At 68.0% G+C, this 22,818-nt stretch carries 22 protein-coding genes and 2 tRNA genes; 11 read left to right on the top strand and 13 right to left on the bottom strand.

What is annotated here, in order from left to right:
• Positions 1–12: 12 nt before the first annotated feature.
• Complete coding sequence (locus BLR03_RS14510) at positions 13–981, bottom strand: 1-phosphofructokinase family hexose kinase (protein WP_217639795.1); 969 nt, start codon at positions 979–981, stop codon at positions 13–15.
• A gap of 127 nt (positions 982–1,108) precedes the next feature.
• Here BLR03_RS14510 and ppk2 point away from each other — a divergent pair, with 127 nt between their 5' ends.
• Together ppk2 and BLR03_RS14500 are read left to right on the top strand one after the other, a co-directional pair.
• Positions 1,109–2,026, top strand: coding sequence for a polyphosphate kinase 2 (gene ppk2, locus BLR03_RS14505; protein ID WP_091253769.1), 918 nt, complete (start codon positions 1,109–1,111; stop codon positions 2,024–2,026).
• A 105-nt stretch (positions 2,027–2,131) separates the two neighbouring features.
• Positions 2,132–2,836 carry an alpha/beta fold hydrolase gene (locus tag BLR03_RS14500; protein ID WP_091253766.1) on the top strand — a complete coding sequence of 235 codons (705 nt, stop codon included), beginning with the start codon at positions 2,132–2,134 and terminating at the stop codon, positions 2,834–2,836.
• 138 nt (positions 2,837–2,974) lie between these two features.
• Here the strand turns inward: BLR03_RS14500 and def are convergent, their stop codons facing one another.
• The 4 genes from def to orn all read right to left on the bottom strand — a co-directional run bounded on the left by def (position 2,975) and on the right by orn (position 5,716).
• A complete protein-coding gene (def, locus tag BLR03_RS14495; RefSeq protein WP_091253763.1) occupies positions 2,975–3,547 on the bottom strand; it encodes a peptide deformylase in 573 nt (190 codons plus the stop codon).
• Positions 3,548–3,585: 38 nt separating this feature from the next.
• The gene (locus tag BLR03_RS14490; RefSeq protein WP_175460560.1) at positions 3,586–4,740 is read right to left on the bottom strand and encodes an acyl-CoA dehydrogenase family protein; all 1,155 of its coding nucleotides are present in this window, start codon (positions 4,738–4,740) and stop codon (positions 3,586–3,588) included.
• 93 nt (positions 4,741–4,833) lie between these two features.
• Positions 4,834–4,906 (bottom strand) — tRNA-His (locus BLR03_RS14485).
• 162 nt (positions 4,907–5,068) lie between these two features.
• On the bottom strand, positions 5,069–5,716 hold the full coding sequence (gene orn / locus BLR03_RS14480; RefSeq protein ID WP_091253761.1) for an oligoribonuclease: 648 nt from the start codon (positions 5,714–5,716) through the stop codon (positions 5,069–5,071).
• 158 nt (positions 5,717–5,874) lie between these two features.
• Between orn and mptB the strand changes: the two genes are divergently transcribed.
• The gene (mptB, locus tag BLR03_RS14475) at positions 5,875–7,536 is read left to right on the top strand and encodes a polyprenol phosphomannose-dependent alpha 1,6 mannosyltransferase MptB (RefSeq protein WP_091253758.1); all 1,662 of its coding nucleotides are present in this window, start codon (positions 5,875–5,877) and stop codon (positions 7,534–7,536) included.
• Between the two features lie 5 nt (positions 7,537–7,541).
• Here the strand turns inward: mptB and BLR03_RS14470 are convergent, their stop codons facing one another.
• Positions 7,542–8,228 (bottom strand): DNA alkylation repair protein, encoded by a 687-nt coding sequence (locus tag BLR03_RS14470; RefSeq protein ID WP_091253755.1) that lies wholly within the window; start codon positions 8,226–8,228, stop codon positions 7,542–7,544.
• Positions 8,229–8,305: 77 nt separating this feature from the next.
• Here BLR03_RS14470 and map point away from each other — a divergent pair, with 77 nt between their 5' ends.
• Positions 8,306–9,073, top strand: coding sequence for a type I methionyl aminopeptidase (gene map, locus BLR03_RS14465; protein ID WP_091253753.1), 768 nt, complete (start codon positions 8,306–8,308; stop codon positions 9,071–9,073).
• 257 nt (positions 9,074–9,330) lie between these two features.
• Here map and BLR03_RS14460 read toward each other — a convergent pair whose 3' ends face one another.
• Entirely contained in the window at positions 9,331–9,828 is a 498-nt protein-coding gene (locus BLR03_RS14460; protein WP_091253749.1) for a LapA family protein, read from the bottom strand.
• Between the two features lie 165 nt (positions 9,829–9,993).
• On the opposite strand from BLR03_RS14460, the gene BLR03_RS14455 reads away from it, so the two are divergent.
• Positions 9,994–11,010 carry a magnesium and cobalt transport protein CorA gene (locus tag BLR03_RS14455; RefSeq protein WP_091253745.1) on the top strand — a complete coding sequence of 339 codons (1,017 nt, stop codon included), beginning with the start codon at positions 9,994–9,996 and terminating at the stop codon, positions 11,008–11,010.
• 140 nt (positions 11,011–11,150) lie between these two features.
• Here BLR03_RS14455 and BLR03_RS14450 read toward each other — a convergent pair.
• Positions 11,151–11,223: transfer RNA gene (locus BLR03_RS14450), tRNA-Arg, on the bottom strand.
• A gap of 254 nt (positions 11,224–11,477) precedes the next feature.
• Between BLR03_RS14450 and BLR03_RS14445 the strand changes: the two genes are divergently transcribed.
• Both BLR03_RS14445 and ettA read left to right on the top strand, forming a co-directional pair.
• Positions 11,478–12,056: a single-stranded DNA-binding protein gene (locus BLR03_RS14445; RefSeq protein ID WP_091253742.1), complete on the top strand. Its 579-nt coding sequence runs from the start codon at positions 11,478–11,480 to the stop codon at positions 12,054–12,056.
• A gap of 176 nt (positions 12,057–12,232) precedes the next feature.
• Positions 12,233–13,915, top strand: a complete 1,683-nt coding sequence (ettA, locus tag BLR03_RS14440) for an energy-dependent translational throttle protein EttA (RefSeq protein ID WP_091253738.1) — start codon at positions 12,233–12,235, stop codon at positions 13,913–13,915.
• 76 nt (positions 13,916–13,991) lie between these two features.
• Here ettA and BLR03_RS14435 read toward each other — a convergent pair whose 3' ends face one another.
• On the bottom strand, positions 13,992–14,900 hold the full coding sequence (locus tag BLR03_RS14435; protein ID WP_091253735.1) for an acyl-CoA thioesterase: 909 nt from the start codon (positions 14,898–14,900) through the stop codon (positions 13,992–13,994).
• Between the two features lie 62 nt (positions 14,901–14,962).
• Between BLR03_RS14435 and BLR03_RS14430 the strand changes: the two genes are divergently transcribed.
• Both BLR03_RS14430 and BLR03_RS14425 read left to right on the top strand, forming a co-directional pair.
• A complete protein-coding gene (locus BLR03_RS14430; protein ID WP_091253733.1) occupies positions 14,963–15,622 on the top strand; it encodes a DUF8185 domain-containing protein in 660 nt (219 codons plus the stop codon).
• 79 nt (positions 15,623–15,701) lie between these two features.
• Entirely contained in the window at positions 15,702–16,409 is a 708-nt protein-coding gene (locus BLR03_RS14425; protein ID WP_091253730.1) for a Pr6Pr family membrane protein, read from the top strand.
• A gap of 24 nt (positions 16,410–16,433) precedes the next feature.
• On the opposite strand, the gene BLR03_RS14420 is transcribed toward BLR03_RS14425, so the two are convergent.
• Together BLR03_RS14420 and BLR03_RS14415 are read right to left on the bottom strand one after the other, a co-directional pair.
• Entirely contained in the window at positions 16,434–16,892 is a 459-nt protein-coding gene (locus tag BLR03_RS14420; RefSeq protein ID WP_091253726.1) for a globin, read from the bottom strand.
• 4 nt (positions 16,893–16,896) lie between these two features.
• Positions 16,897–17,556 (bottom strand): mechanosensitive ion channel family protein, encoded by a 660-nt coding sequence (locus BLR03_RS14415; protein ID WP_091253723.1) that lies wholly within the window; start codon positions 17,554–17,556, stop codon positions 16,897–16,899.
• 229 nt (positions 17,557–17,785) lie between these two features.
• Between BLR03_RS14415 and BLR03_RS14410 the strand changes: the two genes are divergently transcribed.
• On the top strand, positions 17,786–18,238 hold the full coding sequence (locus tag BLR03_RS14410) for a hypothetical protein (protein WP_254788503.1): 453 nt from the start codon (positions 17,786–17,788) through the stop codon (positions 18,236–18,238).
• A 43-nt stretch (positions 18,239–18,281) separates the two neighbouring features.
• On the opposite strand, the gene BLR03_RS14405 is transcribed toward BLR03_RS14410, so the two are convergent.
• On the bottom strand, positions 18,282–18,761 hold the full coding sequence (locus tag BLR03_RS14405; protein ID WP_091253719.1) for an OsmC family protein: 480 nt from the start codon (positions 18,759–18,761) through the stop codon (positions 18,282–18,284).
• Positions 18,762–18,841: 80 nt separating this feature from the next.
• On the bottom strand, positions 18,842–21,397 hold the full coding sequence (gene pepN, locus BLR03_RS14400; protein ID WP_091253715.1) for an aminopeptidase N: 2,556 nt from the start codon (positions 21,395–21,397) through the stop codon (positions 18,842–18,844).
• Between the two features lie 238 nt (positions 21,398–21,635).
• Here pepN and BLR03_RS14395 point away from each other — a divergent pair, with 238 nt between their 5' ends.
• Complete coding sequence (locus BLR03_RS14395) at positions 21,636–22,637, top strand: hypothetical protein (protein ID WP_091253713.1); 1,002 nt, start codon at positions 21,636–21,638, stop codon at positions 22,635–22,637.
• Positions 22,638–22,818: the final 181 nt, after the last annotated feature.

The following is a 22,818-nucleotide window of genomic DNA, read 5'->3' as shown; positions in this document are numbered from 1 at the left end:
CGCTCCTGCCGCCTACGGCGCGAATGCCTGGGCGGCGAGCTCGGACTCGAGACGTTCGACGTCGGCCCGGCTGCACAGCTCCGTGGCCGTCGTCGTCACGGTGGCGGTTCCTGCGGCGACCGCGGCCCGGAACGCGTCCTCGAGACTGCGGCCCTGTGCCATCCGGAGCACGAAGGCGGCCAGAAAACTGTCGCCCGCTCCGACCGTGCTGCGGACCTGCACGTGCGGCACCGCCAGGCGGAGGACGCCGGTCCGTGACGCAAGCACCGCTCCTTCACCACCGAGGGTCAGGGCGACGTGCTGCGATGACCCGTCCGCCACGAGCGAGGACGCGGCCTCAACCTGGCTCGCCTCGCTGTCCAGCGTCCTGCCGAAGTGTGCGCCGAGTTCCCGCCGGCTGGGCTTGACCAGGAAGACCCCCTCCGCCAGGGCCGCGGCGAGGGGCGCTCCGGAGGCGTCCACGATGCAGCGAGCCCCGCGCTCGTTCGCCAGGCGGGCCACCCGGGCATAGAAGTCGTCCGGGACGCCCTCCGGCAGGCTTCCGCTCGCCACCACGTAGCCGCCTGCCGGGACGCATTCCGCGACCACAGCCAGGCACTCCCGCCACTCCGGCTCGCTGAGCCCGGGCCCCTCAAGGACAAAACGGAACTGTTTGCCGGTGCTCGTCTCATCGACCGTGAAGTTCTGGCGCGTGCTCCCGCTGATCGGCACCACCAGGGTGGGGATGCGTTCGGCTTCGACGAGCCGCCGGTACGCCTCGCCGGTCGGACCGCCGGCCGTGTAGGCCGCGATGGTCTGCCCTCCGAGCCGGTGCACCACGCGCGCCACGTTGACCCCGCCACCGCCCGGGTCCAGTCGACCGGTATGGCAGCGGAGCTTGTGCTCGCCGATCACCTGGTCGGTGACCGCGCTGGCATCAAGGGCCGGGTTCACGGTGAGCGTGAGGATGGGCAGCATTGCCGTCGGCGCGGGGGATTCCATGGCCCAAGCATAGGAGTTCCGGCCGGTACGGTTCCCGGGCTGGATGACTCTTGTCGCCGTTCTGTTGCCCGGCGGAGAATGGGCGCGGCAGGGTAAACCGCCACGCCGGAGCACGGGAACGGGAAACATGGCACATGACAGCGGCGGCGCAGGCAAGGGGCGCGACGGGCACAGAGACGGGCACAAAGACGGACGCAAAGACGGTCCTGGAAAGGGTTCCGGTCGCTCGGCGCGCAAACGTGCCCGGCTCGACGCCGGCCTCTACGAAGCTGAATTGTTGCGACTCCAGGCGGAACTGGTGGCGCTGCAGGAGTGGGTGCGGAGCACCGGGGCGCGGGTCCTGGTGATTTTTGAGGGCCGGGACGCCGCCGGCAAGGGCAGTGCCATCAAGCGGGTGACCGAATACCTGAATCCGCGCTTTGCCCGGATCGTTGCGCTCCCGGCACCGACCGAGAGGCAGCGGGGGGAGTGGTATTTCCAACGGTACGTGGCGCATCTGCCCGCCGCCGGTGAGATTGTCCTGATGGACCGGTCCTGGTACAACCGGGCCGGCGTCGAGCACGTCATGGGCTTCTGCACCCCCGCCGAACACAAGCGCTTCCTGGCGCAGTGCCCGGTCTTTGAACGGCTCCTGGTCCAGGACGGCATTCTGCTCCTTAAATACTGGTTCTCCATCAGCCACGCGGAGCAGGAGCGGCGGTTCAAATCCCGCCTGGACGACCCCATGCGGCAATGGAAGCTCTCGCCGATGGACCGGGAGGCAATCCTGCGGTGGGAGGACTATTCGCGGGCCAAGGACGAAATGTTCGTCCAGACGGACACGGCGGAGTCGCCCTGGTACGTGGTGGAAGCGGAGGACAAACGCCGGGCCCGGATCAACCTGATCGCCCACCTGCTCGCCAGCATCGACTACACCGAGGTGCGGACCGAACCGGTGACGCTGCCGGAACGGCCCCGCGCGATCAATTACACCCGGCCGCCCAGGGAACTCTTCCGCTACGTTCCGGACCACGCGGCCAACCTGGAAAACCCGGTCGACGACTGACCGGTCGGCTTATTGTCCGGGCTAAGACACGCTGCCGGTCCGGGACACGCTGCCGGCCGTGTGGAGCCCGTGCCGCGGATCCGACCGGGCAGGTAGGGTACCGGCATGGATATCATTCTGGTTCCCGGATTCTGGCTGGATGCGTCGTCGTGGGCGGAGGTGACGCCCCCGCTGGTGGCGGCGGGGCACGCGGTGCACCCGCTGACGCTGCCCGGGCTCGAGTCGGCGGACGCGCCGCGGGCGGACATCGGCCTGCGCACCCACATCGACGCCGTCGTTGCAGCCATCGATGCCTTCGACGCGCCTGTGGTCCTGGTGGGGCATTCGGGCGGCGGCGCCATCATTCATGGCGCGGCGGACGCCCGGCCGGACCGGGTGGCCCGCGCCATCTATGTGGACAGCGGACCGCTGGGCGACGGCGGGGTCATCAACGACGAGCTCCCGGCCGACGGCGACGCCGTTCCGCTGCCGCCATGGGAACTCTTTGAGGATGAAGACCTCACCGACCTCACCGATGAGCTGCGGGCCATGTTCCGCGCCCGCGCCGTGCCGCAGCCGCGCGGTGTTGCCCAGGACCGGCAGCAGCTAAGTGACGAACGCCGCTACGAGGTCCCGGCCACCATCATCGCCTGCGAATTCCCGTCCTCGCTGCTGACCCGGATGATTGCCGAGGGCCACCCGTATGTGGCGGAGCTCGGCCGTGTCCGCGACGTCGAATACGTGGACCTGCCCACCGGGCACTGGCCGCAGTTCACCAGGCCCGCCGAGCTCGGCGCCGCCATTCTGGCCGCTGTCGACCGGACCGCCTGAACCCGGCCTGACCTGACGGAAATTCCCCACCTATGGCGGGGTGCCGACGGCGTGTCGGGCGAATCGCCGGAGTTCCTGGCCGCGGCCGGGTCAAAGGTGGGGAGAACAGGCGCGTTGGCCGGCAGCCCGCCGGACGCGTCAGTGGCCGAACGGGTCCGGGTCAACGCCCGGCATCCAGGTCAGGCCGGGGACGCCCCAGCCGCTCCGTTTGGCCTGCTTCATGGCCTTGCGCGCATAACGGTCGACCAGCCGGTTGACGTAGAGCTTGCCGTCGAGGTGGTCGTACTCGTGCTGGATCACCCGGGCGAACCAGCCGGTCGCCTCGAATTCCACCGGCTTCCCGTCGCCGTCGAAGCCCTGGACGCGTGCCCATTCGGCCCGCTTGAGCGGATACTGGCCGCCCGGGAAGGACAGGCAGCCTTCCTCGTCCTCGTCCGGGTCCGGCAGCGCGCCGGAGACCTTGGAGAGGGTCAGCACCGGGTTGACCACGACACCGGTGGGCGGGGCGCCGTCGTCGTTCTCGTACTTGTACACGAAGAGCCGCTTGCCCACCCCCACCTGGGGAGCGGCCAGCCCGACGCCGTTGGCGGCGTCGTTGGTCTCGAACATGTCGGCGATCAGGGTACGGAGCTCGTCGTCGAAGACGTCGACTTCCGCGGCCCGGCGGTGCAGCACGGGCTCGCCCCAGATCGTGATGGGCAGGACGGTCATGTCAGGTGATTCCTCGGGTGCTGGTGGCGACGGGCGGATCAGCCGGCGATGGTGCGGCCGACGACGTCGCGCATGATTTCGTTGGTGCCGCCGAAGATCGTGAGCAACCGGGCGGCGAGGTAGGCCTGGGCCACCGGGTATTCCAGGATGTAGCCGTAGCCGCCGTGCAGCTGCAGGCACCGGTCCGTGACGGACTTGGCGCGCTCGGAGGCCCACAGCTTGGCGCGGGCAGCACCTGCGGCGTCGAGTTCGCCGGCGTTGAAGGCCAGGATGGCCTGGTCCACGTAGGCTTCGGTGACCTCGACCTCGGTGAGGATGTCGGCGAGTTCGAAGCGGCTGTTCTGGAAGTCGATGATCCGCTCGCCGAACGCGTTGCGCTCCTTCGTGTAGCGGACGGTCGCCTCATAGACGGCGCGCACGACGGCGGAGCTCGCCACCGCGATCGCCAGGCGGCCCTGGGGGAGCTGTTCGGCCGCGTACTGCAGGCCCTTGCCCACCTCGCCCACCAGATCGGCGTGCGGGACTCGGACGTTGTCGAAAAACAGTTCCGCTGTGTCGGAGGCCTTCAGGCCCATTTTGTCCAGCTGCTTGCCGGTGTTGTAGCCCTCACCCTTCTGGACCATGAAGAGGGAGAACGAGTCGTGGTTGCCGCGACCGGTGCCGCCGTCGGTGCGGGCCAGGACCAGGGAGGCGTCGCCGGAAATGCCGTTGCCGATGAACGTCTTCTGGCCGCTGATCAGCCAGTCATCGCCCTCGCGGACGGCCTTGGCACGGATGCCGCGAAGGTCGGAGCCGGCGCCCGGCTCGGTCCACGCAATCGAGGTGACCTTTTCGCCGGAGACCATGGCAGGCAGCCAGCGGGACTTGAGGTCATCAGAGCCGTAGGCCAGCAGGTGGGGGAGGACCATGTCGTCGTGCAGGTGGAACGCCAGGCCGACGGCGAGGTGGTTGCTCTTGGCGAACTCCTCGTCCAGCACCGCACGGAAGCGGTAGTCGTTCATGCCCATGCCGCCGAACTCCTCCGGCACGGCCAGGCCCAGCAGTCCCTGCTCGCCGGCCGCCGACCACAGGTCCCGGGACATCATGCGGTCCTTGTCCCACTGGGCATAGTGGGGGGCCACCGCGCGCGAATTGAACTCGGCAGCCATCTCGCGGAACATCTCGTGGTCTTCTTCAAAGAGCTTGCGCTTCACTGCGTTTCCTTCCAGTACAGACAACAAAGGCCGCACCGGATAACCGGTGCGGCCTTTGGAAAAGGTCGGACAATCACTGCCGTCCTTCATGAGGGTGAGCGACGGGGGTTGAACCCGCGACCTCCTGGACCACAACCAGGCGCTCTGCCAACTGAGCTACGCCCACCATGTGCCGTATCAGGCCCTCCGGCGAACCGGCGGGCTGGAAAGGCAACGACAAATAGCTTACCTGTTGTTTGGGGGTGGTTTTGCCACTTTCGCGATTTTCACCGAAATTTCCGCCAAACGTGGCGCAGATTACTTTTCTGCGCCACGGTCCCCGGTGCCGCTACTCGGCCGGGGTGGACTCCGCCGCGGTGCCCTCGGCCGGGCCGTCGCCCATGACGTGCTTGGCAATCCGCTGCGCCGTGGCGCTGTCCGGGCCGGGCGCGGGGACGAACACCGCCTCGCGGTAGTAGCGGAGTTCGTCGATGGAGTCCTTGATGTCGCCGAGCGCCCGGTGTCCGCCCATCTTGGCGGGGGACTGGAAGTAGGCCCGGGCAAACCAGCGGCGGGAGAGTTCCTTGATGGTGCTCACGTCGATGACCCGGTAATGCAGGTGCTCCACCACCTCGGGCATGTCGCGGACCAGGAACACGCGGTCGGTGCCCACGGAGTTGCCGCCGAGCGGGGCCTTCCTGGGGTCCGGCACCCACTTCTTGATGTAGTCGAGCACGACGGCCTGCGCTTCGGCCATGGTCTTGCCGTCCGGGAGCTCCGCCAGGAGGCCGGACCGGGTATGCATGTCCCGGACGAAGTCGTTCATCTGGGCCAACGCGGCGTCGTCGGGCTTGATGACGACGTCGACGCCGTCACCCAGGATGTTGAGCTCCGAATCGGTCACCAGGGCGGCGACCTCGATCAGGGCATCGTTCTTGCTGTCCAGGCCGGTCATTTCGCAGTCGATCCAGACGATGCGTTCGTTAGTTATAGGCACCCGCCCAGCCTACCGTTCCGACGTCACAGGGCCGTCCGGTGCTAGGATTTCGGGTACGCGGCCGTCGAAGTATTTCGTCAAGCCGGCGCGCCCCGGGCCGGACAATTCGGCCGACTGCGGGCGGAAAAGTGGCCCACGACAGATTGGACGATCCTGACATGACGGCGCCTGTGCCTGCGGCGGGGGAAACGGCTGCCGGTACGTCCCGCCCGACTGACTCCCGTCCGACCGAGACCCGCGAGGCGGGGTCCCGCCCCGCCGACCTCCGCCCGGCTGACGTCCGCCCCGCCGACCTCCGCCCGGCTGACGTCCGCCCCGGTGCTGTCGACGACGTCGACAATCCCCGGTCCCCGATCCTTGCCGGGTTCCTCGGATCGCTGTTCATGGCGATCGGTTCGATCGGCGTCGGCTGGCTCGCCCCCGTGTCCGGGCTCCGCCGCGTTCCGCTGTTCATCTGGATGCGCACCGAAGCCATCGGCGTCGCCCTGTCCATTGTCCTGCTGGCCTTCGGCGGCATGCTCCTGGTCCGCGCCTGGCTGCGGCTGGGCCAGCGCGTGCGGGTCTGGGGGCCCGGCGCCCGCAAGGCCACGCTCCAGGCGACCGTGGCCTGGGGTCTGCCGCTGATGTTCTCCGTGCCGCTCTTCAGCCGGGACGTCTACGCCTACATCGGCCAGGGCCGGCTCATGGTGGAGGGGTTCAACCCGTACGAAAACGGCATTTCGGCGCTGTCCAACTACTTCCAGCTGGGCGCGGACAAGATGTGGACCGAGGCGCCCGTTCCGTACGGCCAGCTCTTCCTGTGGATCGAGCAGTTCGTGGTCTGGGCCACCAACGTGAACCCCGAGGGCAGCATCATGCTCTTCCGGATGGCCGCGCTGGCGGGCATCGTCCTGTGCGTGATCTACGTGCCGAAACTGGCCGAACTCCACGGGGTGAACCCGAACCGGGCCCTGTGGCTGACGGCCGCCAACCCGCTGTTCCTCACCAACTTCATCGCCAGCGTGCACAACGACGCCCTCATGATCGGGCTGGCCCTGGCCGGCCTGTATTACTGCGCCACGCGCCGGGTTATCCGCGGAATCGTGCTGGTCACGCTCTCGATCGCGGTGAAGCCCATCACGATCGTCTTCCTGCCGTTCATCGGCCTGCTCTGGGCGGGGAAGAACGCCAGCTGGCCGCGCAAGTTCCTCTTCTGGGGCCTCACGGCCGGCATCAGCCTGGCCCTGCTGTACCTCATGAGCCGGGTCAACGGCTTTGGCTTCGGCTGGATCAACGGCCTGTCCGCCCCGGGCAGCATCTGGATCTGGTACGCGCCCGTGGGCCTGATGGGCCTGGTCGTCGCCTCCATCTCCAACGCGTTCGGCCTGGACGGCTGGGGACTGGCCAAGTGGGCGTTCGACGCCGGCAAGCTGGTCGCCGTCGGGATCGTCGCCTGGCAGATCTTCCGCGGGGACTACGACCGTCTGATGCGCCGTCTCACCCTGGCGTTCGCCGCCGTCGTGCTCCTGTCCCCGATGATCCAGTCCTGGTACATCGTCTGGCTCATTCCGCTGTTCGCGGTCACGGGCATCCGCGACGACTGGCAGGTCAAGGCGCTCTACTTCATCGTGTCCTTCTTCATGGTGTACGCGATCTCGGACCAGCTGGACGTCTTCCCGTACCTGCAGACCGCCGACCTCGGCCTGGCCCTGGCGCTGGCCCGCAACGCCGCGGCCATCATTGCCCTGCTCTTTGCGCTGTACCTGATCTTCCTGGACCCGAAGACCAAGCTGCTGTTCAGCAAGTCGGACGAGCCCGTCACTACACGGCCGATCATCTAGGCCGGTTATCCGGGCGGCAGGTTCTTCAGCGCTTCCCTGCGGGAGAGCGGACTGAGCTCGTCCTGGTGCCGCTGCACAAACGCCACCACCCAGTCCGGGTCCGTCCTGGCGTACTGGCGCAGCGCCCACCCGATCGCCTTCCGGATGAAGAACTCCTGATCGCCCAGGTTGGCCTCGATCACGGCGGCCAGGAGGGCCGTGTCCGTGGTGGCCTTCGCCCCGAGCTGCGCCGTGATGGAGGCCCGCCGGATCCAGAAGTCCTCATCCTTGCTCCAGCGCCCCAGGACCGGCGTCAGTTCTGCCCGGTGCGCCTGCAAGAGCCCGCCCAGCCCGTGCGCCACCCCGTCCACCAGGTCCCACCAAGCCCCGGTGCGGATGATTTCCTCGTACACGGCCAGCATGCCGAGCTCCCGGGCCGCAAGTTTCAGCCCGGTGAGTTGGATCGCCGCGTAGCGTTCCTCACGACAGCCGCAGTCTCGCCACAGTTCGAGCACTGCGGACTGCAATTCCGCGATGCTGCCCGGAGGATGCTCGGCGGCCGCGGCTTTGACGATTCTGCGGACTTCGGGAACCCGCACGCCCAGGAACGGCAGCTGCGACTTCATATAGGCCTGTGCCCCGGCGGCGCGGCCGGGATCGGCTGCAGCCTGCAACCGGGCGCGGATCGCATCAATCAGTTCGGTGGTGACCATGAGGCCACTGTAGACATCCTGCGGCGGGCTTTAGAGTTGAAGCCAGCAAGCCGCGGATCCGCGTCGGAAGGAAACCCATGTCCATGATCAAGAGTCCCGAAGAGATCGCCCTGATGCGCGAGGCCGGCCGGGTGGTCGCCACTACGCTGGGCCGGGTCCGGGACGCCGCCGGCGTGGGTGTCTCGCTCAAGGAACTGGACGAGGTCGCCGCGGCGTCCATCGCCGACGCCGGTGCCACGCCGGCGTTCCTGAATTACCGGCCCCGGTGGGCATCCGTCCCGTTTCCCGGGGTCATCTGCACGAGCGTCAATGATGCCGTCGTGCACGGCATTCCCAACGGCTACCGGCTGCAGGACGGGGATCTGCTGAGCGTGGACTGTGGCGCGTTCCTGGACGGCTGGTGCGGCGATGCCGCCGTTAGCTTCGTCGTCGGCACGGCGGCCCCGGTGGACCAGGCCCTCATCGACGCCACGGACGCCGCCCTGGCCCGGGGGATCGAGGCTGCCCGGATCGGGAACAAGATGGGCGATCTGGGCTACGCGATCGGCGGGGAAGCGCGCCGGGCGGGCTACGGGCTCCTTGCCGACCACGGCGGCCACGGAATCGGCCGGACCATGCACGCCGAGCCGCACGTGCCCAACGACGGCCGGCCCGGCCGCGGTATCAAACTCACCGAGGGCCTTGTGATCGCCATTGAGCCGATGCTTATTCTCGGCCGCAAGGACGACTACTACCATGACGAGGACGAGTGGACCCTCCGCTCCGCGAACGGGCGCCGCGCCGCGCACAGCGAGCACACGGTTGCCATCACGAAGGGCGGCCCGGTCATCCTGACGCTGCCGTAGTGGCAGTCGGAGCTGTCAGGGCGCCGTGAGGCGGACGACGGCGCGTCCGGACACCGCGTCGCTGACCACTTCGAAACCAGCGGCCAGGAAGAGCCCCAACGTGCCGTGGGGCGAAGAACCGGCACCAGCAGCGCGACGGTTCACCGCGGCCGCCAAAGAGGCGCTCGACGTCGGGCCAGTCCGCCGCCGCGGTGGTGATGGCCTCCGGCCCCCGGGGTTCTGCTCCGCCCATGGAAACAGGCTAGCCCCCGCCGGCGTCAGCGCGTGCGCGCGACGGCGCCGGACTGACGGCCGGCACGCTGACGGTGCGCGGCCAAGCGCAGTTGGATGATGCGGGCGGCTCCCGCGATCGCGACCAGCACGCCGCCGCCAACGGCCGCGATGAACAGTGCAATGCCCAGCGGGACCGAGCCCGTGAGGCCAAAGAACTTAACCTGCACATATTCCTGGTTCTGCAGGATGAAGGCGATGAGCAGGATCAGCACCACCAGCGCGCAGGCAACCGCGGCCCAGACCATTCCCGCACGGGTGACCTGGCGTGCCTCCGGTGCAGGAACCGGTGTTCCGGGCGTCTCTGCCCGGGGCGCTTCCACGCCCGTCGCCGCGTCCGGGGCAACAAGGTCCGGGCCGGCCTGGCTTCCGGTGGTGGCGCCTTCCCCGGCGGATCCGGACGTGCGGTCAGCGGCCCTCGGGTACTGGGTGGTCGGGGCGTCGTACGAATCGTTGGGATCAAATCCGCGGGGTGTGTGAGTCATGGCGGCCGTACCTTTCGGTTGCGGGCAGGGAGCACAGGCGTTCCCTGGTGCCCTGTCTGTCCCCTCAATACTAAGCGTGCTGATGGCTGATGGCGGGTTGTTGGCACCGGGCCGGGCACGGTATAACGTCACAGCCAAGGGAAGCCTTGAAGAGGAGGCGCGGCCGTGACAATCATTGACAACGCTGTTTATGTGGACGGTCGCCGGACCGCCGACCCGGAAGATCTCGAGGAGACGTATTTCCTGCTGCGGCAGCGCCAGGGCATGGCGTGGATCGGGCTCTACCGGCCCGAACCTGACGAGCTGCGATCGGTGGCCCAGGAATTCGACCTGAGCCACCTGGCCGTAGAGGACGCGCTGGCCGGCCACCAGCGGGCGAAACTGGAGCACTACGGCGAAACCCTGTTCCTGGTTTTGCGGCCGGCCCGGTATCTGGATGATGTGGAGAAGGTCGAGTTCGGCGAGATCCACGTCTTCGCCGGCCCGGACTTCGTGGTTACCGTCCGCCGTGCCGAGTCGCCGGATCTGGCCCGGGTGCGCCGGCGCATGGAGTCCGAACCGGACTTCCTGGCGCTTGGACCGGATGCGGTGCTCTACGCGATCGTGGACCAGGTGGTGGACGAGTACGAGCCGGTCGCCGCCGGGCTGGAAAACGACATCGATGAAATCGAAGATGATCTGTTCGCGGCCGATCCCGGCGTGTCACGCAGGATCTATGAGCTCTCCCGCCAGGTCATCGGATTCCAGCGCGCCACAGCCCCTCTTGCCGGAATCCTGCAGACGCTCATGGCCGGCGGACCGGACGGGGTGCCGGATCCCGAACTGCAGGACCACTTCCGCGATGTCCTGGACCATGCCCTCAGGCTCGGGGAACGGGTGGCGGCCTTCCGTGCCCTGCTGCAGAATGCGCTGGCCGTCAACGCCGCGCTCGTGGCACAACGGCAAAACGATGAAATGCGCCTCCTGACGGAGTCGAGTTTCGCCCAGAACGAGCAGGTCAAGCGGATTTCGTCGTGGGCTGCGATCCTGTTCGCCCCGACGCTGATCGCGTCAATCTACGGCATGAACTTCCGCCTCATGCCCGAGCTCGACTGGTTCTTCGGCTATCCGATGGCACTCGGGCTCATGGTGGTCATGGGCTTGATCCTGTACCTGGCGTTCAAACACAACAAGTGGATCTGACGCCCCGGCACAGCCGGATGGGGAACCGCAGCCGGACGCGGGGAGTGTGGCCGTGATGTGCGGTGGCGGTTACTGCGGCGGCCAGGTCCCTGACGGGACTCTGGGCTGCGGAAGTCCGCAGCCCAGAGCCTCTCTTCTTGTGCCCCAGGAGGGAATCGAACCCCCGACCGGCGGATTAGAAGGCCGCTGCTCTATCCCCTGAGCTACTGGGGCACGCTGGCTGCCCGCCGGCTGCTGCCGGGGACGCCTCAAAAAGTTTACAGTGCCGGACGGCCGGCGACGGTCAACGCCGGCCCCCGGCTTGTCGGTAGTCCGGGCCGCTCGCCAACTCCTCCCCAACACCTCCCTGGCGCGGCTGCCGGCGGCAGGTTTTCCACATGGCACAGCCGGGCCCTCCCCGGCGACCGTCCAGCGCAGGATGCTGGAACTGCCCGCCAGGGCACGACAATTCGAGACAGGACATGAGAATGAGTGACAACATTACGGTCCGCGGCTTCGTGGCCACGGAGATCAGAAGTTCGACTACCCCCGGTGGGGTGGCCACGGCGTCCTTTCGGCTCGGCGCCACGGACCGCCGTTACGACCGCGCGACCAGCACCTGGGTGGACGGCAACACCAACTGGTTCACCGTCCAGGGCTACCGGCAGCTGGCCGGCAATCTGGGCTGCAGCGTCAAGAAGGGCCAGCGGGTCATCGTCGTTGGCAGGCTAAAGATGCGGAGTTGGGAAAAAGACGGCCGGATTTACCACGCCGCAGAAATCGACGCCGAGTCGGTTGGCCACGACCTCATGTGGGGATCCGCCAACTTCACGCGCACGGCCGGAGCCGGAACCCAGGCGGCCGCCGGGCCCGGCGCACCCGGTGCACCCGGTGCCGGTGCCGGGGACAGCGACGGGGACGGCGGCCCAACACCGGCGGAGTCCGGTGATGCCGACGGAAACAGCGACGGCGGCCCCGAGCACGACGCGACGTACATCGATGACGCGACCGGAGAAGAAGAGGAAGTGGACCAGGAAACCGGCGAACTGAAAGGGGCCGCGGCCTGAATCACCGCAAGACGCCGGCGGCGAGCCCGGAAGCGACGATATCCGCGTCCCTGATTGGCGCGGGGATTCCGGGCAGCTCCGTCCAAGGCCCGCGGGCGCCTTCCATCGTCGTCAAAGGACTGATTGGGGGCGTCCGGAATGTGAGTTATCCCGGCCGAGCCACTAGATTTGTAGGCATGGCGGAATTTATCTACACAATGACCAAGGCCCGTAAGGCTGTCGGCGAAAAACTCATCCTCGATGACGTAAGCATGTCCTTCTTCCCGGGGGCCAAGATCGGCGTTGTCGGCCCGAATGGTGCCGGTAAGTCCACCATTCTCAAGATCATGGCAGGCCTGGACACTCCCTCCAACGGCGAGGCCCGGCTCAGCCCCGGCTACACGGTCGGCATCCTGCTGCAGGAGCCGCCGCTGAACGAAGACAAGACCGTCCTGGGCAACGTCCAGGAAGGCGTCGGCGAAATCTACGGCAAGATCCAGCGCTTCAACGAGATCTCCGAGGAAATGGCCAGCCCCGATGCTGACTACGACGCGCTCCTCGAGGAAATGGGTCAGCTGCAGGAAGCAATCGACGCCGCCGACGCCTGGGACATCGATTCCCAGCTGGAACAGGCCATGGACGCCCTGCGCTGCCCGCCGGCCGACGCCGATGTCACCCTGCTCTCCGGTGGTGAGCGCCGCCGCGTCGCCCTCTGCAAGCTCCTGCTGCAGAAGCCGGACCTGCTGCTGCTCGACGAGCCCACCAACCACCTCGACGCCGAAAGCGTGCTGTGGCTTGAGCAGCACCTCTCCAGCTACCCCGGCGCCGTCCTCGCTGTCACCCACGACCGCTACTTCCTCGACCACGTGGCCGAATGGATCGCCGAAGTGGACCGCGGCCACCTCTACCCGTACGAGGGCAACTACTCCACGTACCTGGAGAAGAAGCGTGCCCGCCTGGAAGTCCAGGGCAAGAAGGACGCCAAGCAAGCCAAGCGCCTCACCGAGGAACTCGAATGGGTCCGGTCCAACGCCAAGGGGCGCCAGACCAAGTCCAAGGCCCGTCTGGCCCGCTACGAGGAAATGGCTGCCGAAGCAGACCGCACCCGCAAGCTCGACTTCGAAGAGATCCAGATCCCGCCGGGACCGCGCCTCGGCGGACTCGTGCTGGAAGCCAAGGACCTCCAGAAGGGCTTCGATGACCGCACGCTGATCGACGGACTGTCCTTCAGCCTGCCCCGCAACGGCATCGTTGGCGTCATCGGCCCCAACGGCGTCGGCAAGTCCACCCTGTTCAAGACCATCGTGGGCCTGGAGCCGCTCGACGGCGGCGAACTGAAGATCGGCGACTCCGTCAAGATCTCCTACGCCGACCAGAGCCGCGGCGGCATCGACCCCAACAAGACCCTGTGGGAGGTCGTGTCCGACGGCCTTGACTACATCCAGGTCGGCCACGTCGAAATGCCGTCCCGTGCCTATGTGGCCGCCTTCGGCTTCAAGGGCCCGGACCAGCAGAAGAAGGCCGGAGTGCTCTCCGGCGGTGAGCGCAACCGCCTCAACCTGGCGCTGACCCTCAAGCAGGGCGGCAACTTGCTGCTCCTCGACGAACCGACTAACGACCTCGACGTCGAAACCCTCAGCAGCCTCGAAAACGCCCTGCTCGAATTCCCGGGCTGCGCCGTCGTCGTCTCGCACGACCGCTGGTTCCTGGACCGGGTGGCCACCCACATCCTCGCCTACGAAGGCGACGAGGAAAACCCGTCCAAGTGGTACTGGTTCGAGGGCAACTTCGAATCCTACGAGGAGAACAAGGTGGAGCGCCTGGGCCCGGACGCGGCCAAGCCGCACCGTGTGACGCACCGCCGCCTCACCCGCGACTAAGCACCGCAACGCAGAAGGCGGGCTCCCCCCGGGGGGAGCCCACCTTCTGCGTTAAGCCGCGTCGTATTGTGTGATCTTAGGGTCTCGGGACGCGGATCATGCCTTCCTGCGCCACCGTTGCCACGTGCCGGCCGTCGCGGCTGAAGATCTTGCCCGTGGCCAGGCCCCGCGCACCCTGGGCGCTGGGGGACTCCTGGACATACAAGAGCCATTCGTCCACCCGGACCGGCCGGTGCCACCACATGGCGTGGTCCAGGCTCGCCACGGACATCCCGGGCGTAATCCAGCTCATCCCGTGCCGGCGGAGGACCGACTCCAGCAGGGTGTAGTCGCTCGCGTAGGCCAGTGCGGCCCGGTGCAGGCCGGCGTCGTCGGGCATCGGGCCGAAGGTCTTCATCCAGACGGCGTTGCGTGCTTCCTTGGGCCCGTTGGCCGAAACGTACAGGGCCGGGTCGACGTGGCGGATATCGAAGGGCCGCTCATAGGCCCAGTGCCGGGCCACGGGGTGGTCGAACTTCCCCAGCAGGTCGGCGGTGCTGGGCAGCGATTCGGGGTCCGGGATGCCGGCCGGCATCTCGGACTGGTGCTCGATGCCTTCGTCTTCGGCCTGGAAGGACGCGATCATCGACAGGATGGGCATGCCCTCCTGATAGGCGTGGACCCGGCGGGCCGAGAAGGACCGGCCGTCGCGCAGGCGCTGCACCCCAAAGGTGATCGGCTGGTTGGCGTCGCCCGGTCGGAGGAAATAGCCGTGCATGGAGTGCACGCTGCGGTCCGGATCGACAGTGCGGCTGCCGGCAATGAGAGACTGCGCCAGCACCTGGCCACCGAAGACGCGCTGCCGCGGCTGCCGTTGGGAGGGACCCATGAAGATGTCCTCGTCGGTCCGCGCGCCCTCAAGCTCGCCGAGGTTGAGGAGTTCGATGAGCGAGGAGGTGGGGTCCTGCGTGGGAAGTCCCCGCAGTCCGGCTTCGGCTTCAGTCATGCTCTGACTCTAGACGGACGCCCGCGCCGCTCCAAAGAAGCCAAGCCGGTAGAGTCGGTAGTGTGTCTGATGTCCTAACCCAGCCCCTGCAGTTCACCGATCCCCGTGACCTCGCCGACCTTCGCACCTTCGCGACGCGCGCCAGGTCCATCGACGACGGCGCCATCCGGCTCCAAGCCGCGGGCCCGGTCCTGGCCGCCTACGTCTGCGTCCTGCGGCCCCGGCTCCTCGGCGAATCCACGCCCACCATCCTCGGCTTGCGGACCATGGCGCTGGCACAGCCGGCGGACACTGACGTGACCGTGCCGCTGTCCGCCGTGCTGGACCGTTTGGCACGGGCGGGGGAGACCGACGTCGAACTTCCTGTGCCGCCGATGACCGTCAGCGAGTCGTGGGCCGGGATCGGGGCGCCGCGTGCCGGCTGGGAACCGCTCGGCACCCTCCGGGACACCGTCCTGCGGGACGCCGCCGAGGCCGGCATCCGGGAGATCGCCGCAATCATCCCGGACAAGCCGGGCGCGCTGATCGTCAACAACGCCCGGGCAACGGTCTGGGGCCGTGAACTGCCCGACGCCGGCGGCCTCCCGGCCGGTGCCGCGTTCGCCGCGCTCACCCTGGGCTTCCTCGCCGACGGCGACCAGCGGCTCTTCCGGGCCGGGCGCTGGTTCCGGCTCAGCGGCACCCGCGGCCACGTGCTGGTCCGGACGGGTTCCGGACTTTAGGACTCTGGTAGTCGGCGGCGGAATCCCGGATCGCCGTCGTTGCCCGTCCCCGCGTTGACCGGCCTGCCATACTGGGCGCATGAGCGGTGTATCGGTGCTGGATCCCCCGATCGGGCGACACTTTGGCTTCAATGATGCGCTGCATCCGGACCGGAGGTGGATCCGCCTGCCCCGAGCCGCGGTGGGCATCTTCGTACTCATCGCCGTCGCCCGGAGGACGTACGACGCCACGCTGCCCGGCAACGACGTCGACGTCTTCCAGCTCTATTCGGAATTCACAGTCCAGTCGAACCTCGTCCTCGGGCTAGTGCTCATCGCGTCCGCGGCCAGGCCGCGGACGCGGCTTCCGGAGTGGTGGGACCACCTTTTCGGCGCACTAGTTTTCTATCTGGTGATGACCGGCCTCATCTACGCGGTGCTCGTCGCCCCGCCGGGTGAACCGTGGTGGAGCTGGGACATGTACTGGCCCCAGCTGGCACACCATCGCCTGGCTCCGTTGTTCGTCGTCCTCGACTGGATCCTCGTCACGAAGACACTGCGCGGCAGATGGTGGCGGCCGCTGGTGTGGCTCTGTTACCCGGCCGCCTTCCTGGTCTTCTCGTGGGTGCGCGGCGGGATCGACGGCTGGTACGTCTACGACTTCCTCGACCCGACGCTCGACGGCGGGTGGCCCGCCGCATTGACGACGACGGCGCAGGTGCTCGCCGCGTTCCTGCTCATCGCGTTCCTCGTGCACGGCGCCGGCAACGGGCGCGCCGCGCTGGCCGCGGGGCCCGGGCGGCGCTGATCCTGCGTCCGGACGCGACGGCGCTTAGGCCTCCGACGGGCTGTTGACCATGGAGAGGGCTGCCCGCTCCATGTAGTCCCACAGCGTTCCCTCGTACAGCGGCGGAAGCGCCAGGGCATCCACCGCGGTGCGCATGTGGTGCAGCCAGCGTTCCTTGGCCTCCGGCGTCACGCGGAAGGGCACGTGGCGCATCCGCAGACGGGGGTGACCCCGCTCCTCGCCGTAGGTCGTCGGGCCGCCCCAATACTGTTCCAGGAACATCAGGAAGCGCCGCTTGGCGGGGCCGAGGTCTTCTTCCGGGTACATGGGGCGCAGCACCGGATCGGTCGCGACGCCGTCGTAGAACACATCGATGAGCTTGACGAAGGTCTCATGGCCGCCCACGGCGTCGTAGAAGTTGTCCGTGTAGCCGGGCTGGCTGAACGGATCGTTCTGCAGCAACTGGCGGGGCTGCCGGGGCTCGCCGGCGATGGGGATCGTCATTTCTCTATTCTCCGGCCTGCTGCTGCGGCGTGGAACCGGCCTCGTCGGCCGGCGGGGCGGAGGGCCCGATGTAATTGCCCTGTGAACGGTTGCCCACGCGCAGGATTTCGCCGTTGCGCAGGTACCAGATGGCGCCGTCGTCAGCCCGGACCCGGGTGATCCGCAGGTTCATGGACTCCACGACGCCCACCACTTCGGAGGTCTCGATGACATCGCCGATTCCGTACTGGTCCTCGAGCGTGATGAAGATGCCGGCGAGGAAGTCGCGGATCAGCTGCTGGGCGCCGAAGCCGATGGCGATACCGAGGATACCGACGCTGGTCAGCAGGGGTGCAATGTTCACGTTCAGGTTGTTGAGCACATACATGATGGTGAATGCAGCGACCAGGACGCCCACCACGCTCCTCAGCAGCGCACCGATCGTGTTGGCGCGCTGGACCCGGCGTTCGTGGTCCAGTGCCCGCAGGGCCGGAGTCACCCAGCGGAAGTGCCGCTTCTTGAAGAAGGTGCTGCCCTCGGCGACACGCTTGGTAATTCCGGAGATCACGAACGACGCCACCAGCCACACCGCAACGCCGACGCCGATGCTGATGAGGACGCCCGGCAGGTTGATCGCCGAAATTTCCTGCGGCGTGATGGGCTCGACGGCTGTCATGCTGTACATCGGTAGGGTTTGCTCCTTGCAGTTGTTGGCTGTGGGGCCGGCGTTCGCCGGCCGCATAACACTCTGTTCCCCTTCAACATTAGCGCCGTACCGTGGCACCCATGCGCATCCTCATCCTTGGCGGCACAGCCTTCCTCTCCGCCGAAATAGCCCGGCAAGCCCTCACTTCCGGACATGAGGTCACCTGCCTGGCCCGCGGAACCAGTGCCGCCCCGCCCAGCGGAGCCGCATGGGTGCGGGCGGACCGCTCGCAGGGAATGGCCGCCTATGCGCCCGTGCGGCAGGCCGGCCCGGCCACGTCGGATGGGACGCCGTTATCGACGTCGCGCGGGATCCCACACAGGCCCGTGAGGCGCTGGTTCGGACCGGTACGGGCATTGGGCCGCCCGCTTCGCCCGGGACGGTGGCGGCGCGGGGGGAGTGGCTGGCCGGGCACGGCGTGAACTACTGGGCCGGGCCCGACTCGCTGCCGTTGCGGCTGCCGCCAGGTCACGACGGCTTCTCGGCCCGAAGCAACAGCGCCGCACGGGCCGCCGGGCTGCGGCTGCGGCCCTGGACACAGACCCTGCGCGACACCCTCGAGGACGAACGACGGCGCGGCCTCACCCGGGAACGCAAGGCCGGCCTGTGCCCGGAAACGGAGCGGACGCTCTTGGCCGCCTACCGGGCGCAGCCCGCCTGAGCTGCCGCCGCCTCCTCAGGGGCCGCACGCCGTCTGGGCGCGATCAGGCCGGTTCCGCCACGGGCACGGGCTCGTGCAGCACGGGGAAGTTGACGCTGCGGGCGATGAAGCAAACTTTGTTGGCCTCGGCATGGAGCTCCTCGAGAAGCTCCGGGGCCGCAGGTTCCGCCACCGTCACGCGGGGCTTGAGCGTGACGGACTCGAATTGCCCGCTGCCGTCCCGGTTGGTCCGCATCAGCCCCTCGGCCCGGTCCTCATAGCCGGTCACCACCACGCCATGCTTGACGGCCACGTGCAGGAAAGAAAGCATGTGGCATTGCGAAAGCGCCGCCAGGAGGAGCTGTTCGGGGTTGTAGCGCTGGCGGTCACCGTGGAATGTCGGATCGGCCGAGCCGCGCAGCACCGGCAGCCCGGGGATCTCGACGTCGTGGTCCCGTGAGTAGCCGCGGTAGGAGGACGTCCCGGACCCGAGATTCCCGGTCCAGCGGACAGTCAGCGTGTAGCGGTGTTCGTCAAGGCTCATGACGCCAGTTTAGCGGCGCCTAAAACGCCGGAGTCCCGGTGCCGCCGGAGGGCGGCGCCGGGACTCCGGGAGAAGGCGTCCTAGCCGACGTCGGCCTGGCGGGCACGCAGGGACCGGACCACGCCGTCGCGGTTTTCCAGCATCATCCGGCGCAGCGCGGAGCTGCCTTCCGGCAGCGAGGCCAGGAACTCATCGGTCCGGTCCACAGTGGCCTGCGTGGTGAGCAGGGCCGGGTAGAGCCCGACGACGATCTGCTGGGCCAGCGCGTGGGTGCGGTTGGCCACGATCTCCGGGACGGCCTCGAAGTATTTCTCGGCGTAGGGCTCCAGGAGGGAGGTGTCCAGGACCCGGGTGAAACCGGTCACGGCCGAGCCCTGCAGGGCGTTGGACAGATCGCCCTTGACCACAATCGATTCCCAGGCTTCGGCCTTGGCCTCAGCGGTGGGAATGGCCGCCTTCGCCAGGGCTGCCGCGTTCTGGCCGTTGGAGGTGTTGTCGTGTGCAAGTTCCTCGTCGATCCGCTCTTGTCCGGCGCGGCCACCTGCCACGAGGCACGCCAGCAACTCCCACCGCAGGTCCTGGTCAACGGTCAGCCCGTCGAGCATGCGGGAACCGTCCAGCAGCCCGGTCACCGTCTCCAGCTGCCCGGCGCTGCGGGCCAGCAGTGCGTAGGACTTCACGAACTGCAGCTGGGCGTCGGAGCCGGCAGGCACGGTCGAGGCCAGGTCCCACAGGGTGTCGGCCGCGGCCACGGCGGTGGCTTCCTTGTGCTCCTCGGCCACGTAGAAGGCCAGCGTCGTGGCAAGCTGGCGGAGCTGGACCAGGATCACGGAGGAATCGGATTCCTCGGCAATGTTGGCCAGGATCAGGTCCACGTAGCCGCGGGCCGGGGTTTCGCCGTCGCGCGCCGCGTCCCAGGCCGAGCCCCACACCAGGGTGCGCGGGAGGCTCTGGCTGAAGTCCTTCAGGTGGGCCGTGGCCGTGGCCAGGGACGTCGGATCGAGCCGGACCTTGGCGTAGGCGAGGTCGTCGTCGTTGAGCAGGATCAGGTCTGGCCGGGCAAGCCCGGCCAGGGCGGGAACCTCGGTGCGCTCGCCGTCGACGTCGAGCTCCTCCCGGTGGACGCGCTCCAGCTTGCCGGCGCTGTTGAGGTCATAGAAGCCGACGGCGAGGCGGTGCGGCCGCAGCGTCGGCTCGCTCTCGACCGCCGACTGCACGATCGCGAAGGAACTGATGGTGCCGTCCGCCGCTGCCGTGATTTCCGGGGTCAGGGTGTTGACGCCGGCGGTCTCCAGCCAGAGCTGGCCCCACTTTTCCAGGTCGCGGCCGCTGGCCTTCTCGAGTTCGGCCATGAGGTCGCTGAGCTCGGTGTTTTGCCAGGCGTGCTTGCTGAAGTACTCGCGGACGCCGGACATGAATTCCTCCGGGCCCACCCAGGCGACGAGCTGGCGCAGCACCGAGGCGCCCTTGGCGTAGGTGATGCCGTCGAAGTTCACCTCGACGTCCTGGAGGTCGTTGATCTCGGCGAAGATCGGGTGCGTGGTGGGAAGCTGGTCCTGGCGGTAGGCCCAGGATTTCTCCATCGAGGCGAACGTGGTCCAGGCGTGGGCAAACTCGGTGTTCTCCACGGCGGCCAGGTGGGACATGTACTCGGCGAAGGACTCGTTGAGCCAGAGATCGTTCCACCAGCGCATCGTGACGAGGTCGCCGAACCACATGTGTGCGAGCTCGTGCAGCACGGTGATGGCGCGGCGCTCCACCTGGGCGTCGGCGACCTTGCCGCGGAAGACGTAGCCTTCCAGGATGGTGACGGCCCCGGCATTTTCCATGGCGCCGGCGTTGAACTCCGGCACGAAGAGCTGGTCGTACTTCTCGAACGGGTACGGGCAGCCGAACTGCGCCTCGAAGAACTCAAAGCCCTGCCGGGTGAGTTCGAAGATGTTGTCCGCATCCAGGTACTGCATGAGTGACTTGCGGGCGAAGATGCCCAGCGGGGTGACGCGGCCCTCCGCCGAGGTGACCTCACTGCGGACCGACTGGTACGGCCCGGCGATCAGGGCCGTGACGTACGAGGAGAGCCGGGGCGTGGGCGTGAATTCCCAGACGGAGCGGGCACTGCCGTCCTCGCCGGGGATGGTCTCCACCGGCACCGGGGTGGGGGAGTTGGAGACCACGTCCCAGTGCGAGGGGGCCGTGACGGTGAACGTGAAGCTGGCCTTGAGGTCGGGCTGTTCGAACACGGCGAACATGCGCCGCGAATCCGGGACCTCGAACTGCGTGTACAGGTAGACCTCGTTATCCACCGGATCCACAAAGCGGTGCAGGCCTTCGCCGGTGTTCATGTAGGGCGCCTCCGCGACCACGAGGAGGTGGTTCTCGGCCTCCAGGTCCGGCAGCTGGATCCGTACGCCGTCTGATACCTCTGCCGGATCCAGTTCGCGGCCGTTGAGGCTCACGCTGTGCACGGCGTGGGTCACGGCGTCGATGAAGGTCGAAGACCCCGGCTTGGCGGTGAACTTCACGGCCGTGGTGGACCCGAAGACTTTCTCGCCGCGCGTCAGGTCCAGGCTGACCTCGTAGGACTCGACGTCGATCAGGGCGGCGCGCTCGCGGGCTTCGGCGCGGGTCAGGTTCATACCGGGCAAGGGGGCCTCCAAAAGAGTCGGATACTGCCGGCCGGCCGCAGCCGCCGGCGATACTGTGAAATTATTCTTTCACGTCAGCGGCCGATGGCAAGGCATCCCGGTCCCACTGTCTGCCGCCGCGACGGTCCTGATGGCCGGCTTCCGCTGCGATTTCCGTCGCAAATTTCCGTTTCGGGCGTTCGCGCCGCACCTGGATGGCTCCACGTCCGGGCGGGGGTAGCGTTGGAGCATGGGAAAGTTTCGGGACTCAGTTGATGTCAGGGCGCTGCGCTTTGCCATCGGTTTCCCCCTCATGCTGGCGGCCGGATTCGTGGTGTGTGCGCTGCTGGTGCGGCCGGACCTGCCCGAGCCGCTGGCCGTCCGCTGGACCGACGCCGGTGCCGTCGACTTCGCTCCGTTCACGGCCGTCGCGGGCGCCGGTGCGGCGCTGATCGTGGTGGTGGGCTGGGCCGTGCTGCTTCAGGCCGTGCCGCTGTCCCGCCCCGCGATGATGCGCCGCATCATGATGGGCGCCGGGTTCTCCATGAGCCTCTTCATCACCACGGTCCTCGCCGCTGTGCTCGTGGGCCAAATGGGACTGCCCGACGCGCGCGAGTCCCACGTTGATGCCACGGTCCTGGCCCTCGGAAGCGGAGCCGCCCTGGGGCTGGGGGTCGTGATGGGCTTTGTCTTCAAGGCCGACGAACGCTGGTCCGTCGACGACGACCTCGCCATGCGGCAGGCCCTCGAGCGGGAACAGGATGCGGAACTGGCCAGGGACCGCATCAGCCTCTGGGTGCACGCCCGCAGCTCGATCTTCGTCATGCTCGGCATCGCGACACTGCTGCCCGCGGCCCTCCTCACCCTTGCCGTGCCCTGGCTGGCTGCGCTCCTGGTGGCCGCGGCCCTGGTAACGGCGGCGTTCCTGTTTGCCCGGATCCGGGTTGACCGAAGCGGGCTGCGGGTCTTCGCGGCGGGGTTCGTCCGGGTCATGGACGTTCCGGCCGCGGCCATCGACGCTGCCACACCTCGGGATGTCCGGGCTGCCGACTACGGCGGGTGGGGGTACCGGATCCACGGCAACACCACGGCGCTGCTGGTCAGCAGCGGGCCCGCGGTAGTCGTCGACCGCCTGGACGGCCGGCGGCTGGCCGTGAGCGGCGGAAGTGCCGCCTCGGCGGACAACATCGCCCGCACGCTTTCCCGGGTGGCGGACAGGGCCCGGCGAAATGGCGATGCACCCGCCGTGTGACGCAGCCCGGTGGCACAGCGCCGTAACACGAAGATGTGACACAAAGATGTGACACAGCGCCGTAACACGACAGCGCTGTAACAAGACAGTGCAGTGCGGAGACCGGCGCGGTCCGGCGCCGCCCCGAAAGGCCCGGCCTAGTAGGCTTGGAACAGCCCCCAACCGCCCCCGGCCGCCGCCC

Source organism: Arthrobacter sp. ok909 (assembly GCF_900104405.1).
Classification (GTDB): Bacteria; Actinomycetota; Actinomycetes; order Actinomycetales; family Micrococcaceae; genus Arthrobacter; species Arthrobacter humicola.
Note: the sequence above shows the minus strand (reverse complement) of the source record. Positions and strands in the feature narration are given on the sequence as shown.

What these genes read in the sequence shown, in the direction of transcription:
- BLR03_RS14510 (WP_217639795.1), bottom strand. Translation starts at nt 981, where the DNA reads ATGGAATCCCCCGCGCCGACGGCAATGCTGCCCATCCTCACGCTCACC.
- ppk2 (WP_091253769.1), top strand. Translation starts at nt 1,109, where the DNA reads ATGGCACATGACAGCGGCGGCGCAGGCAAGGGGCGCGACGGGCACAGA.
- BLR03_RS14500 (WP_091253766.1), top strand. Translation starts at nt 2,132, where the DNA reads ATGGATATCATTCTGGTTCCCGGATTCTGGCTGGATGCGTCGTCGTGG.
- def (WP_091253763.1), bottom strand. Translation starts at nt 3,547, where the DNA reads ATGACCGTCCTGCCCATCACGATCTGGGGCGAGCCCGTGCTGCACCGC.
- mptB (WP_091253758.1), top strand. Translation starts at nt 5,875, where the DNA reads ATGACGGCGCCTGTGCCTGCGGCGGGGGAAACGGCTGCCGGTACGTCC.
- BLR03_RS14470 (WP_091253755.1), bottom strand. Translation starts at nt 8,228, where the DNA reads ATGGTCACCACCGAACTGATTGATGCGATCCGCGCCCGGTTGCAGGCT.
- map (WP_091253753.1), top strand. Translation starts at nt 8,306, where the DNA reads ATGTCCATGATCAAGAGTCCCGAAGAGATCGCCCTGATGCGCGAGGCC.
- BLR03_RS14460 (WP_091253749.1), bottom strand. Translation starts at nt 9,828, where the DNA reads ATGACTCACACACCCCGCGGATTTGATCCCAACGATTCGTACGACGCC.
- BLR03_RS14445 (WP_091253742.1), top strand. Translation starts at nt 11,478, where the DNA reads ATGAGTGACAACATTACGGTCCGCGGCTTCGTGGCCACGGAGATCAGA.
- ettA (WP_091253738.1), top strand. Translation starts at nt 12,233, where the DNA reads ATGGCGGAATTTATCTACACAATGACCAAGGCCCGTAAGGCTGTCGGC.
- BLR03_RS14435 (WP_091253735.1), bottom strand. Translation starts at nt 14,900, where the DNA reads ATGACTGAAGCCGAAGCCGGACTGCGGGGACTTCCCACGCAGGACCCC.
- BLR03_RS14425 (WP_091253730.1), top strand. Translation starts at nt 15,702, where the DNA reads ATGAGCGGTGTATCGGTGCTGGATCCCCCGATCGGGCGACACTTTGGC.
- BLR03_RS14420 (WP_091253726.1), bottom strand. Translation starts at nt 16,892, where the DNA reads ATGACGATCCCCATCGCCGGCGAGCCCCGGCAGCCCCGCCAGTTGCTG.
- BLR03_RS14415 (WP_091253723.1), bottom strand. Translation starts at nt 17,556, where the DNA reads ATGTACAGCATGACAGCCGTCGAGCCCATCACGCCGCAGGAAATTTCG.
- BLR03_RS14410 (WP_254788503.1), top strand. Translation starts at nt 17,786, where the DNA reads ATGGGTGCGGGCGGACCGCTCGCAGGGAATGGCCGCCTATGCGCCCGT.
- BLR03_RS14405 (WP_091253719.1), bottom strand. Translation starts at nt 18,761, where the DNA reads ATGAGCCTTGACGAACACCGCTACACGCTGACTGTCCGCTGGACCGGG.
- pepN (WP_091253715.1), bottom strand. Translation starts at nt 21,397, where the DNA reads ATGAACCTGACCCGCGCCGAAGCCCGCGAGCGCGCCGCCCTGATCGAC.
- BLR03_RS14395 (WP_091253713.1), top strand. Translation starts at nt 21,636, where the DNA reads ATGGGAAAGTTTCGGGACTCAGTTGATGTCAGGGCGCTGCGCTTTGCC.